Source organism: Pseudomonas sp. PS01298, from assembly GCF_029959745.1.
GTDB classification, from domain to species: domain Bacteria; phylum Pseudomonadota; class Gammaproteobacteria; order Pseudomonadales; family Pseudomonadaceae; genus Aquipseudomonas; species Aquipseudomonas aylmerensis.
This window is the reverse complement of sequence record NZ_JASCPP010000085.1, coordinates 1-12,257: the sequence shown is the minus strand read 5'-3', so window position 1 is coordinate 12,257 and position 12,257 is coordinate 1. Positions and strand designations below refer to the sequence as shown.

10 protein-coding genes are annotated in these 12,257 nt (G+C 64.6%); 4 read left to right on the top strand and 6 right to left on the bottom strand.

The window, feature by feature from the left end:
• Together QMX97_RS23800 and QMX97_RS23795 are read left to right on the top strand one after the other, a co-directional pair.
• The gene (locus QMX97_RS23800; RefSeq protein WP_282397721.1) at positions 1 to 1,170 is read left to right on the top strand and encodes an acyl-CoA dehydrogenase family protein; all 1,170 of its coding nucleotides are present in this window, start codon (positions 1 to 3) and stop codon (positions 1,168 to 1,170) included.
• Positions 1,167 to 2,114 (top strand): D-isomer specific 2-hydroxyacid dehydrogenase family protein, encoded by a 948-nt coding sequence (locus QMX97_RS23795; RefSeq protein ID WP_282397720.1) that lies wholly within the window; start codon positions 1,167 to 1,169, stop codon positions 2,112 to 2,114. Before QMX97_RS23800 ends, QMX97_RS23795 begins: the two co-directional genes overlap by 4 nt.
• 332 nt (positions 2,115 to 2,446) lie before the next feature.
• Here QMX97_RS23795 and QMX97_RS23790 read toward each other — a convergent pair whose 3' ends face one another.
• The 5 genes from QMX97_RS23790 to QMX97_RS23770 all read right to left on the bottom strand — a co-directional run bounded on the left by QMX97_RS23790 (position 2,447) and on the right by QMX97_RS23770 (position 8,872).
• Positions 2,447 to 3,220, bottom strand: a complete 774-nt coding sequence (locus QMX97_RS23790) for an energy transducer TonB (protein ID WP_282397719.1) — start codon at positions 3,218 to 3,220, stop codon at positions 2,447 to 2,449.
• Entirely contained in the window at positions 3,217 to 3,663 is a 447-nt protein-coding gene (gene tolR, locus QMX97_RS23785; RefSeq protein ID WP_282397718.1) for a protein TolR, read from the bottom strand. Before tolR ends, QMX97_RS23790 begins: the two co-directional genes overlap by 4 nt.
• Before the next feature lie 15 nt (positions 3,664 to 3,678).
• Positions 3,679 to 4,371: a protein TolQ gene (gene tolQ / locus QMX97_RS23780; RefSeq protein ID WP_065906137.1), complete on the bottom strand. Its 693-nt coding sequence runs from the start codon at positions 4,369 to 4,371 to the stop codon at positions 3,679 to 3,681.
• Between the two features lie 46 nt (positions 4,372 to 4,417).
• Positions 4,418 to 6,283: a phytase gene (locus QMX97_RS23775; protein ID WP_282397717.1), complete on the bottom strand. Its 1,866-nt coding sequence runs from the start codon at positions 6,281 to 6,283 to the stop codon at positions 4,418 to 4,420.
• A 75-nt stretch (positions 6,284 to 6,358) separates the two neighbouring features.
• Entirely contained in the window at positions 6,359 to 8,872 is a 2,514-nt protein-coding gene (locus tag QMX97_RS23770; RefSeq protein ID WP_213550837.1) for a TonB-dependent receptor, read from the bottom strand.
• Between the two features lie 388 nt (positions 8,873 to 9,260).
• Between QMX97_RS23770 and QMX97_RS23765 the strand changes: the two genes are divergently transcribed.
• Together QMX97_RS23765 and QMX97_RS23760 are read left to right on the top strand one after the other, a co-directional pair.
• Positions 9,261 to 10,175 (top strand): GGDEF domain-containing protein, encoded by a 915-nt coding sequence (locus QMX97_RS23765; protein WP_106804280.1) that lies wholly within the window; start codon positions 9,261 to 9,263, stop codon positions 10,173 to 10,175.
• Position 10,176: 1 nt separating this feature from the next.
• Complete coding sequence (locus QMX97_RS23760) at positions 10,177 to 11,214, top strand: AraC family transcriptional regulator (RefSeq protein ID WP_282397716.1); 1,038 nt, start codon at positions 10,177 to 10,179, stop codon at positions 11,212 to 11,214.
• Here the strand turns inward: QMX97_RS23760 and QMX97_RS23755 are convergent.
• A complete protein-coding gene (locus QMX97_RS23755) occupies positions 11,201 to 12,082 on the bottom strand; it encodes a LysR family transcriptional regulator (protein WP_065906129.1) in 882 nt (293 codons plus the stop codon). The genes QMX97_RS23760 and QMX97_RS23755 overlap by 14 nt on opposite strands.
• Positions 12,083 to 12,257: the final 175 nt, after the last annotated feature.

The window sequence follows — 12,257 nt, the reverse complement described above, 5'->3', positions numbered from 1 at the left end:
ATGACCCAAGCGTCTCTGCGCTCCGTGGAAGTCGCCAACTTCGAAGCCCTGCTCGAACGCCTCAGCGCCGAGCTGGCGAGCACCGCGCACCTGTATGACGAGAGCGGCGCGTTCCCGCATGCCAACTTCAAGTTGTTGCATGAACACGGCCTGGTCGCCCTCACCGTGCCCAAGGCCCTGGGCGGCGGCGGCGCCAGCCTGCCGCAGGCGCGCAAGGCGATCAGTGCGATTGCCAGGGGCGAGCCGTCCACTGCGCTGATCCTGGTGATGCAATACCTGCAACACACCCGCCTGCAAGACAGCAAGAGCTGGCCGGTCCACCTGCGTACGCAAGTGGCCGAGGACGCGGTGCGCGACGGTGCCTTGATCAATGCGCTGCGCGTCGAACCCGACCTCGGCACCCCGGCCCGTGGCGGTCTGCCGGCGACCACCGCAGTGCGCACCGCCGAGGGCTGGCGCATCAGCGGGCGCAAGATCTACTCCACCGGCAGCCATGGCCTGAGCTGGTTCAGCGTGTGGGGCCGCAGCGATGACGCCGACCCACTGGTGGGCGCCTGGCTGGTGCCCAAGGACAGCCCCGGCGTGAGCATTATCGACACCTGGGACCACCTGGGCATGCGCGCCACCTGCAGCCATGAAGTGGTGCTCGACAATGTGCTGGTGCCGCTGGACCACGCCGTCAGCGTCAGCCCTTGGAGTGCCCCGCAGCCGGAGTTGGATGGCGATGGCTTCCTGTGGATGTCGGTGCTGCTGTCATCGGTGTACGACGCGGTGGCCCACGCCGCGCGGGACTGGCTGGTGAACTGGCTGGAGGAACGCAAGCCGTCCAACCTCGGTGCAGCGTTGTCGACGCTGCCGCGTTTTCAGGAAACCGTCGGGCATATCGACACCCTGCTGTTTGCCAACCGCAGCCTGCTGGACGCCGCCGCCGAAGGTCATACCCCGGCGGCCAACGCAGCCCAGTTGAAGTACCTGGTCACCAACAATGCCATCCGCGCGGTGGAACTCGCCATCGAGGCCTCGGGCAACCCCGGCCTGTCGCGTCACAGCCCACTGCAACGACACTACCGCGACGTGCTCTGCAGTCGCGTGCATACCCCGCAGAATGACGCCGTGCTGCAAGGCGTCGGCAAAGCGGTCTTCGCCCAACGCCAGAAGGAACGCACATGAGTCAGGTGATTATTGCCAGCCAACTCGACGAGGATTACAACGACGTGATCCGCGAGCGCCTGCGCGCGCTGCACGCCGACGCCGAAGTGATCGGCGTGCCGCCAGGGGTGCCGAGCGACCTGCCGCCGCAGGCGAATATCCTGTTGCTGCGCCCGATCAACGTGCGCGGCTACACCGCCCCGGACACCCCGCCACCGGGCTGGCCCTACGGCGCACAGTGGGTGCACCTGGTGTCGTCGGGCATCGATTTCTACCCGCAATGGCTGTTCAACGGGCCACCGGTGACCACCTCCCGAGGCAGCGCGGCCGACAACCTCGCCGAGTTCGCGTTGGCGGCGATCTTTGCCGCGTCCAAGCATTTGCCGGATATCTGGGTGAAGGACGCCCAGTGGCATTTCACCCCGTTGCGCCCGCTCAAAGGCACCACGCTGGGCATCCTCGGCTTCGGCGCAATTGGCGCGAGCCTGGCGCAGAAGGCACTGGCCCTGGGCATCCAGGTCGTGGCACTGCGCCAAAGCCAGGTGCCGTTTGGCGTTGCCGGTGTGGAAGCGGCCAAGGACATCCACGACCTGTTCGCCCGCGCGGACCACCTGGTGGTGGCAGCCCCGCTGACCGAATCCACGCGGCATATCATCAACCGCGATGTACTCGGCAGCGCCAAGCCCGGGCTGCACCTGATCAACATCGCGCGTGGCGGCCTGCTGGATCAGGAGGCGCTGCTCGAAGCACTCGACAACGGACAGATCGGGCTGGCATCGCTGGACGTGACCGAACCGGAACCACTGCCGGATGGGCACCCGTTGTATACCCACCCGAGAGTCAGGTTGTCGCCGCACACCTCGGCCATTTCCACCAATAGCCGCAACGAAATTGCGGACACGTTCCTGGCGAATCTGGAGAACTATGTAGCGGGGGCTGAACTGGCCAACCTGGTCAACACCTGACACAGCCACATTGCAAGGATCTGCTGCCTTACACCGTCTAAAAATGTGGGAGCGGGCTTGCCCGCGAAGGCGGACTGTCAGTCAACACATTCATCGACTGCCCCACCGCTTTCGCGAGCAAGCCCGCTCTCACAAGGGGGCACGGTGTTGACTGCGGGATATCATTTGATGCGGTAGTGGAGATTGCAAGGATATGCAGACTGCACCGATTACAAAGGTGGGAGCGGGCTTGCCCGCGAAGGCGGACTGTCAGTCAACACATTCATCGACTGACCCATCGCTTTCGCGAGCAAGCCCGCTCCCACAGGGGGCCCGGTGTTGACTGCGGGATATCACTTGATGCGGTAGTGGAAGGTGTTGCGCACCGCCGGCACGGGAACGGCTTTGCCGTCAACGATCCTGGGCTGGTAGCGGAAGGTGTTCGCCGCTGCCAGTGACGGCCGGATAAACAGGGGGTGACAGCCATCGAGCACTTTGGGGCTTTCCACGCGGCCCTGGGTGTTCACCGTGTATTCCACCGCGCAGTCGCCTTCGATGTTCTTGTCGAGGGCGCGCTCGGGGTAGTCCGGCGCCTCCTTGCTCAAGGGCTGGTATTGGCGGCTGTCGAAGGCCGGTGCCGGCGCTGCTGCGGGGGCAGCGACGCGGGCTTTGTCGGCGGCCAGGCGCTGCTGGTCGAGGCGCTGTTGCGCCTGTTCACGGTTGCGCTGCTCGGTAGCCAGGCGCTGCTGTTGTGCCTCGATTTTCTGCTCTTCGACGCGCTTGCGTGCCAACGCGGCCTTCTCGAGTCTCTGCGCCTGGACCTGTGGATCGACCGTGGGTTTCACCGGCACGGGCACGGGCACAGCCACAGGCTCCGGTGGCGTGAAGGCCACCGGCTCAGGTGCGGGAGCAGGCACGGGCGCAGGCGGCAGCATCACCAATTGGGTATGCATGACCCTGGGTGTGTCCTCCGGCACTTTTTCCGCCGACCAACCCAGCATCAGCGCTGCCAGCACCCCTGCGTGCAGGGCTACCGCCAGGCTCGCCGCGACGCTGTTTCTCCACAACCCGGACGGCTCCCGGGGCGTCAGCGTCAGCGTCTCACTGTGCATGATCATCGCCGTCATTGCGGGGCCTCGGTCACCAACCCCAGGTTGCTCACCCCGCCTTTCTGCAACACCGCCATGGCCGCGACCACACGCCCGTAACCGGCGTTGTCGTCGGCGCGGATGTACACCTGGGTGTCGCTGCGCGCCGCCACCACTTGCATGACCTTGGCGCCCATTTCGTCGAGGGTCACGGCGCTGTCGGTCTGGTGCTGGGTGTCGAGTTCGCCGCCAAGGTTCCAGTAATAGCCGCCGTCAGCCTTCACCGACAGCGTGAGGATCTGCTGGCGCGTGTCGGTGGCCAGCGCCTCGGCGGCGACCTTGGGCAGATCGATCTTCACGCCCTGGGTCAGCATCGGCGCGGTGACCATGAAGATCACCAGCAGCACCAGCATCACGTCGATATACGGCACCACGTTCATCTCGGCCTTGGGCCCGTACTTGCGTTGCGGCCTGGTTAACATCGGCTTGCTCCTTGTTCAGGCGGCCACGGCCAGGTTGATCGGCGTACCGCGCAGAGTACGGTGCAGGCGCACTTGCAGCTCGTTGCCGAAGGCGTAGTAGCGCGTGAGCAGCGTCTGGCTGCGCGCGGCAAAACGGTTGTAGGCGATCACTGCGGGGATCGCCGCAAACAGGCCGATGGCCGTTGCAATCAAGGCTTCGGCAATGCCCGGGGCCACCGTGGACAAGGTCGCCTGTTGCACCTGGGACAGGCCGATGAACGAGTTCATGATCCCCCACACCGTGCCGAACAGACCGATATAGGGACTGACCGAGCCCACGGTCGCGAGGAACTGCAAGCCCTTTTCCAGCTCGACTTCCTGCTCGGTGATCGCCACCTGCAAGGCGCGCTCCACACCTTCCAGCACCGCCGGGTCATGGCTGTGCAGGTGCTGGTATTCGTGGACCCCGGCGATAAAGATCGGCGCCACGCCGCCCTCACCCGCCTGCACGGTTTCACGGCACAACGCCTGCAAGTCCGGCGCCGCGCGAAAGCGCTGCACGAAGCCATTCAACTGGCGCTCCAGGCGCCGTAGCACACTGGCGCGCTGGATTATCAGGTACCAGCTGAGCAACGAGGCCAACAGCAAGGTGAGCATTACGGCCTTGACCAACAGGCTGGCGTCGCTGATCAAACCCCAGATCGTCATATGTTCCATCGTCGCGTGCATGGTGATGTCCTATTCGATTAAAAAGTGATGACCGGGTGATGACGGTTCAGGGCAATTTCAGTGCGCGGGTCACGTCGGCCCAGGGCACGAACTTGAAGTTCTGGGTCTGCTCGGGCATGCGCTTGCGCCCGTCCTGCACCACCAGCATGCCCTGGCTCCATGGCCCGCCGAGGTTGATGGCGGTAACTTCCAGGCCATCGGTTTCCGAGGCGCCATCGATGCCGGCGGCCGCGTTCAGGCCCACGCGGAAAGCGCCGTGCACGGCAAACGGCGGTTCGGCATCCACCACCAGGTAGCTGTCATTGCCTTGGCTGGAGATCACCAGGTAGTCGCGCTTGTCGCTCTGGTACAGCGCCAGGCCTTCGACGTCCGCGTGCAGTTGCGGGCCGACCTTGATCACGTTGGTCAGGGTCGCCGGTTGATCGGCGCGGGCGTCCACCGCCCACACGCCGACATCTTCCTCGCCGATAAACAGGCGCTGGCGCTGGTCGTCGGCCACGCAGCCTTCGGGTTGGCTGTCGACCTTGAACTGGCGCACCAGCTCACCCTGCGCACGGCCATCCGGCGCGCTGAGGCGGTATTGCAGGAAGGTGCCGTCCTTGCCGTTGGCGATCGCGTAGATCTCCCCACTCGCCGGCTGGAACAGGCAAATGCCGTAGATTTCCTTGAGCGGCGTCGGCACCTCACCGGCTTCGCGCAACTCGCCGCTCTGGCGGTCGATGCTGAACAGACTCAGGCTGTTGTGATCACGATTGCTCGCCACGGCCAGGTCGACCGTGCGCTGGCCGAGTTTGAAGTTGGGGCGTACATCGACGTTGTTGAGGCGCCCTACGGCCAGCTCCTGCAGCAGCTTGCCGTCGAGGTCATAGGCGAGCAGGCCCTGTTTTTTGTTGGTGCCGAGCACGCGGCTCTTCGCCGGTTGCCCGGGGTGAATCCAGATCGCCGGATCATCCGCTGCATCGCCCTGGCGGCCGACCGGGTCGGTCTGGCGCACGGCGGCGACTTCCGGCAGCACCGGCACCGCCGCCACCGGCTGGGCCTGCCAGTCGAGGGTGGCCTGGTAGAGCGCGCCGGTGTCGTCGTCACGCACCAGCAGTTGCCGGCCGTTGACCGTCAGTTGCTCCGGCTCTTTGAGGCCTGGCAGGCTCAGGCTCGATTGCTCGACCCAACGCTCGCCGGTGTGCTGGAACAGGTGCAGCTCGGAGGTCTTGGGATCCAGTGCGACCATCCCGCCGGGCACCGACGCGATGGCCCCGGCTTCGCGCTTGGGCGTGTCGAACAGCGCCACCGGCGTGCGCTTGACCTCGGCTTCCGGGTGCGCCGGATAGGCCCACCAACCGATGTTTTCTTCATTCACCAGCAACTGCTGGGTGGCGTCATCAACCTGGCAGAACTGCGCCGACGGCGGCAGCGGCACCCCGCGTACGCGCTGGGCCTCACTCAATAACGTGGCGCCATTGCCCACCAGCCATTGCTCGCCCTTGCCCTCTTCACCGACCAGGAACACAAACAGGTTGGCTGCTGCATCGCGGTAAAGGCACAGGCCATTCACCGCAAAGTCGCGGGTCGGCAAGTACAGCGGCTTGCCAAAGCGCTTGCCGGCGACATCCAGGTTGATCAACAGCGCCTGCTGGCGGTCGTTGTCGAGACTGGCGGCCACCACCTGGGCGCCGGCGGCGCGGGTGTCGAGGCTGCTGAAATTGCCCTTGAAACGCGCCAGCTCCGCGCCTTGGCGATCGAGCAATTGCAGGCCGTCGCGGGTGCCGGCGGCCAGGCGCTCGGGGCCGTTGGGCAGGAAGGCCACGGATTCAGCCTTGAGGCCCGGTGCCCACGGGGTCAGCGCCAGGTCGCCAGCCAGGGCATGGCCGCAGGTGGCCAGGGCAATCAACAGGTACAGCTTGGACATTCTCATTAACGTGCAAATCCTTCGAATGCGATGGAGATCAACTCCAGGCAAGCCAGCGCCTGCAGCTGGAATGTGTTGAGTTCAGAAATGGGTGAAGGTCAGGCCCAGCTTGTAGGTCGGGCCGTACTCTTCGTATTGGCCGTTGTAGCTGCGATGGCCGGTGTAGACGAAGTACGACTCATCGGTGAGGTTCTGCGCCTCGAAGCTGACCTGCAGGTTTTTGCTCAGCGAGTAGCGCGCGCTGAAGTCCACGAAGGTCTGCGCGTCGACGTGCAGGTCGTGGGCCTTGTCGTTGATCGAGGCGAGTTCATACAGGTACGCCGACTTGTAGTTGGCCGACACGCGCAGGCTGAGCCTGTCGTTTTCCCAACCGAGCATCAGGTTGCCGACGGTGTCCGACTGGTTCGGCAGGCTGATGTTGCGTTTGCGGTTACGGCCGCTGGCACTGTCGAAGCCTTCGATATCGGCGCTGGAGCGGCTGAACGTGCTGTTGGCACCGATCAGCAAGCCGTTCCACGGCGCGGGCAGCCAGTCGAATTTCTGCGAGTAGGCCAGTTCCAGGCCGTAGAGCTTGGCGCTGTCGCCGTTGGCGTAGGTGTGGGCCTCGGCGAAGTTGGTCCAGGCGCCAGTGCCGGCCAGGTCGGTGTTGTAGACGAAATTCTTGATGTCCTTGTAGAACACGAACGCCGACACGGTCCCGGCGCGGCCCATGAAGTGCTCGATGCCCAGGTCCAGGTTGCTCGACTCCAGGGGCTTGAGGTCCGGGTTGCCGAAGGTGGCTTCGTCATCGTCGATGACAAACCCCGGCGCCAGTTGGCCGAAGGTCGGGCGCACCACGGATTTGGTCCAGGCGGCGCGCAATTGGGTGTTCTTGTCGATCTGGTAGCGCGCATGCAGGCCCGGCAGCCAGTGGTGATAGCGGCGCTTGGTTTCGGTGGGCGTGAACACCCCATCGGTCGCGCCGGTGCCCTTGGCTTCGAACTCGGTACCCTCGTAGCGCAGGCCGGCGATAAAGCGCCAGTCGTCGATATCGACGGTGTTCATCAGGTAGCCGGCATTGATGTCCTCGCGGATGGTGAAGTCGTTGACCCGCGATTCGGTCTCGTCATAGAAATCCGCCGGATTGAGACTGCCGATCAGCTGCTTGATCGCGCCAGGGCTGATGCCGGGGCCGTAGTTGCCGAGGCGATAGTCGACAGAGCCCTTCTGAAATTGAGTGAGGTTGAGCTGGTCGGCGGTGAAGCCCAGGGTGTCGAAGTCTTGGTAGACCCAGGCCTCCAGGTCGTTGTCCTTGTTGCGACGGCTGACCTTGCCGCCGAACTTGACCTGGGACGCGTAGCCGCCGAGGTCATAGTCGCGGGCCAGGTCCAGGCGCAGGTTTTTCTCGGTGTCCTTGGTGTTCTGCTTCTCCCAGTCGACCTTGTCGAGGGTGAAGTTGCTCGCGTCGTAGAAACCGGCGCCGATGATCGGGCGTGGCTTGTCCTTGTCATAGAAGCCGCTGTTGGCGAAGTCGCCGCCGTCAAAAGTGGCGCCGGCAATGTGCGCCGGGCTGTCTTCGCTGGACTGGCTGTAGCCGGCCTGGCCGCTCAAGGTCCAGAGGCCGAGCATGCGTTCGCCGCCGAACACGTAGGACTGGATCTCCTGGGTTTCCTCGCGATTCTTCAGCTTGCGCTTGCCCTCGGCATCGCCCAGTTCGCCGGGCGCCTGGGGGTCGGCAAACTCGATGCTGGTGGAGTTGCGGGTCTCGGTGTCCTTGTAGCGGCTGTAGAGAGTGCGCAGGTAGTAGCTGCTGAGGTCATCGGGCTTGTAGTCGAAGTTCAGGCCGCCCCCGGCGCGTTCGCGGCTGATGTCGTAGTCGCGCTGTTCGAACTCGTTGAGTCTGGCGCCATCGGTGAAGTCCCAGGCGCCGCCGGTCTCGACGTTGTCCGAACCGAAATCGCGCTTCTGCCAGCTGAGAGCGGCGGCCACGCCAAAGTTGTCGATGCCGTCGCCAAGGCTGAAACGGTTGCTGGCGGCGCCGGAGAACTTGGGACTGGTCTGGCGGGTGTTCTTGTCGTAGCTGGCCTCGCTGCTGCCGGTGTAGAACAGGCCCTTGTGGTCGAAGGCCGACAGGCTTTGCACGTCGACGGTGCCGCCGAGGGAGTTGGCGTCCATGTCCGGCGTGAGGGTCTTGATCACCGACAGCGATTGCACCAGTTCCGAGGGCAGCACATCGAGCGCCACCGCGCGGCGCGCGCTTTCCGGCGCGGGCACCAGGGTGCCGTTGATGGTCACGCTGTTGAGGTCCGGGCCCAGGCCGCGCACGCTGACAAAGCGCCCTTCACCCTGGTCGCGCTCGACGCTGATGCCCGGCAGGCGCTGCACCGCTTCGGCGACGTTTTCATCCGGCAACTGGGCCACGCCGTCGGCATGCACCACGCTCTTGATGCTGTCGGAGCGGCGCTGCTCCTTGAGCGCCTGGTCCATGGCGGCAGCCTGGCCGACCACTTCGACATGCTCGGTGGTGGCCGCCTCGGCAGCGTTGAGCCGCTCGCTGGCCATCGCCAGGGCCAAGGCAGTGAGCGTGAAGCTGACGAGCCCGGTGCGCTTGTACATGCAATCCTCCCCAAGAATCCATTGGCGCCAGGCAAGAGGCCCGGCAACTGGGAGGGCAAGCTAGGGGTGGGGGATGACGGTTCTGTGACAGGGATCGGCACGAAGGCCCGTAAACCGGGCTTTTGAGGCCCTATGCCGGGGCAAATGAGCTGATATGACCTCGATTAAGTGTGGGAGCGGGCTTGCTCGCGAAAGCGGCCGTTCAGGAACAGATGGGCCAACTGACGTAACGCTTTCGCGAGCAAGCCCGCTCCCACATTTGTTCGGCGTTTGGCGGGAAATCTTATTTATCCCATGAGCTGATTCGACCCTCCCCCACCGTCATCCAACCGTCACATGCATCTGCTGTGCTGGCGCCCATCGCTCATTTGCCCAAGGACTCGCGGCCATGTTCTCCGTGCTCAAACCCCATCGCTGGAAACTCGCGCTGCTGCTGGTTGCCGCCAACCTCGGGCTGATCCTGCACCTGGCCTGCGGCGAGTTGAAATACGTCAGTGAATGGGCCTGGCTGGACATCTTCGGCGAAGGCGGCTCGGCCCTGTTGGCGCTGGTGTGGCTGGGCCTGGTGCTGAAAAGCCGACCCGCCGGGCGCGTCACCAATTACCTCGCGCTGGGGCTGTCGTGCATCTTCTTTTCCTGGTGGATCGACAGCCTCGACGAATTTATCCGCCTGCCCGACAGCATCACCTGGGACCACTGGCTGGAGTCCGGGCCGATGCCGGTGGGCATGATCCTGCTGACCATCGGCATCTACCACTGGCACCGCGAACAACTGGCGATCAGCGCGCAGATGGAGAAGCGCGAGCGGCTGTTTCGCGAGCATCGGCTGTTCGACAAACTCACGCCGCTGGCCGGCGCCGACTACCTCAAGCGCCAGTTGGCCGACAGCCTGCAAGACAGCCGCGAGCAACAACAACCGCTGTCACTGCTGGCCCTGGACCTGGATAACTTTGCCGCCATCAACCAGGCTTTCGGGCACGTCGAGGGCGACGCGGTGTTGCAGGCCCTCAGCCATTTGCTGTTGCTCAACCTGCGCCGCCAGGACTTGCTGTGCCGCCTGGCCGGCGACCGTTTTGTGGTGCTGTTGCCCAACACCGGCGAACGCCAGGCCCAGGTGCTGGCGCTGGAGTTGCAACAGGCCGTGCGTGGCCTGGCCCACAAGACCCGCCAACAGGGCGAACGCCTGCAATTGGCCGCGACTACGGCGGTGGTGATGGCCCTGGACGAGTCGCCCCACGACCTGCTCAAGCGCCTCAACCTGGCGCTGGCACGGGCCAAGCAACCGCTGGCGAAAAGTGCCTGAGATGGCCGTCAAGACCAGCTGGTATGAAAGCGACACGCGCTTTATCCCCGGGCATTACCAACCCGCTACCTTGATCGACCTGGCCTTGTCCCGCGACATCGACAGCCATCGCCTGCTGCGCGGCACCGGGTTGTTCCACGAGGACATCCTGGCCGGCAACGCGCGGTTGAGCCCGCAGCAGTTCCTGGCCCTGATCGGCAACAGTCGCAAACTGCTGGATGCCGACGACAGCAGCTTCCTGTTTGGCCAACGCCTGCTGCCCGGCTACTACGGCGCCGCCAGTCACGCCCTGGGCCACGCGCAGAATCTGCACCAGGCACTCGAACTCCTCATCCAGCAGCAAGTGCTGCTCAGCCCATTGGTCAGCCTGCAACTGGAGCTGGATGAGCACCACGCCTACCTGTATTGGCTCGACAGTTGCGGCGCCGGCGAGCACTGGCGTTTCCTGCTGGAGGCCAGCGTGACCTCACTGGTTGCCATGAGCCAATGGCTGAGCGGCCAGCGGCTGCCGTGGGCGTGCAGTTTCAGCCACGCCGAGCCGCGTTATGTCGAGCAGTACTGGGTGAACCTGGGCGAAGGCACGCGCTTTGCGCGCCCGCTGGACATGCTCAGCATCCCGCGCGAATACCTCACCCACGCGTGGCCGGGTGCCTCGGCCACTGCCGGCCAGGTCGCACGTCGCCAGGCCTGCGAGCAGATCGAACACCTGGGCTTTGCCGGCAGCTTTCTCGACTGCCTCTACGACTACCTGCGCGATCAGGTACGCCAGCCGCCGAGCCTGGAACAGGCGGCCCAGGCGTTTGCGATGAGCCCGGCGACCCTCAAGCGCAAACTGCACAAGCACGACACCGGTTTTCAGCAGCAGGTGGACCGCGTGCGCAAGCAGGTGGCGCTGCACCTGTACCAGGTCAAGGGCTACAGCAATGAGGAAGTGGCGGCGTACCTGAATTTCAACGACGCAGCCAACTTCCGACGCTCATTCAAGCGCTGGACCGGCAGCACGCCGAACCTGATCCGCCAGTTGTTCAACAGCCACTAGCCAGGCGTTCGCGCAAGAACTCCACCAGCGCCTGGACGGGCCGTGAGCTTTGCCGGTGCTGCGGATACACCGCCGACAAGGTCAGGGCTTCGGGGGCGAAGTCGTCCAGTACACTCACCAGGCGCCCGTCCTTCAAGGCCTCGCCGACGATAAAGGTCGGCAAGTAGGTGACGCCCAGCCCGGCAATCGCGGTGTCGCGCAGCAGCTCGCCATTGTTGACGCGCATGCGCCCGCTGACGTTCAGCGCCTGCAGCTTGCCCTTGAAGCGCCACTGCACCTGGCGGCCATGGCCGTAGGGCAGGCAGTCGTGGTCGGCAAGATCGTCGGGTTTCTGCGGGGTGCCGCGCAGGGCCAGGTAATCCGGGCTCGCGCAGTAGACGCGCGGGATGCTGGCGATACGGCGGGCAATCAGGGTGGAATCTTCCAGGGTGCCGATGCGCAGCACCAGGTCGTAGCCTTCGCCGATCAAATCCACCGGGCGGTCGCTGAGGTCGACTTCCACCGACACCTGGGGATAGCGCTGCAAAAACTGCGGCAACAGGCAGCCCAGGTGCGCCATCGCAAACGACAACGGCGCGCTGAGGCGCAGGGTGCCGCGCGGTTCGCTGTTCTGGCCGGCGATGCCCTGCTCCACTTGCTCGACTTCGGTGAGCAGGCGCAAGGCGGATTCGTAGTAACTCTGCCCCAGGGGCGTGACGTCCAGGCGGCGGGTGGAACGGTTGAGCAGGCGCACGCCGAGGCGATCTTCCAGCTGGATCAGGCGGCGGCTGACGAACTGCTTGGACAGGCCGAGTTGTTCGGCGGCGGCGGTGAAGCTGCCGGATTCCATGACCTGGCAGAACAGGCGCATGTCTTCGAAGGGGTTCATTGTCGCTTCTCGGTGGACAGTTTGCTGATTTATAGCGGGTCGGTCGCCTTACCACAAATCAAATGTGGGAGCGGGCTTGCTCGCGAATGCGTTGGATCAGTCGCTGAAAGTATGGACTGACACAGCGCATTCGCGGGCAAGCCCGCTCCCACATTGAATCGCCTGCACCTGCTGG

Coding starts and splice junctions, on each gene's coding strand:
- QMX97_RS23800 (WP_282397721.1), top strand. CDS start 1: ATGACCCAAGCGTCTCTGCGCTCCGTGGAAGTCGCCAACTTCGAAGCC.
- QMX97_RS23795 (WP_282397720.1), top strand. CDS start 1,167: ATGAGTCAGGTGATTATTGCCAGCCAACTCGACGAGGATTACAACGAC.
- QMX97_RS23790 (WP_282397719.1), bottom strand. CDS start 3,220: ATGACGGCGATGATCATGCACAGTGAGACGCTGACGCTGACGCCCCGG.
- tolR (WP_282397718.1), bottom strand. CDS start 3,663: ATGTTAACCAGGCCGCAACGCAAGTACGGGCCCAAGGCCGAGATGAAC.
- tolQ (WP_065906137.1), bottom strand. CDS start 4,371: ATGCACGCGACGATGGAACATATGACGATCTGGGGTTTGATCAGCGAC.
- QMX97_RS23775 (WP_282397717.1), bottom strand. CDS start 6,283: ATGAGAATGTCCAAGCTGTACCTGTTGATTGCCCTGGCCACCTGCGGC.
- QMX97_RS23770 (WP_213550837.1), bottom strand. CDS start 8,872: ATGTACAAGCGCACCGGGCTCGTCAGCTTCACGCTCACTGCCTTGGCC.
- QMX97_RS23765 (WP_106804280.1), top strand. CDS start 9,261: ATGTTCTCCGTGCTCAAACCCCATCGCTGGAAACTCGCGCTGCTGCTG.
- QMX97_RS23760 (WP_282397716.1), top strand. CDS start 10,177: ATGGCCGTCAAGACCAGCTGGTATGAAAGCGACACGCGCTTTATCCCC.
- QMX97_RS23755 (WP_065906129.1), bottom strand. CDS start 12,082: ATGAACCCCTTCGAAGACATGCGCCTGTTCTGCCAGGTCATGGAATCC.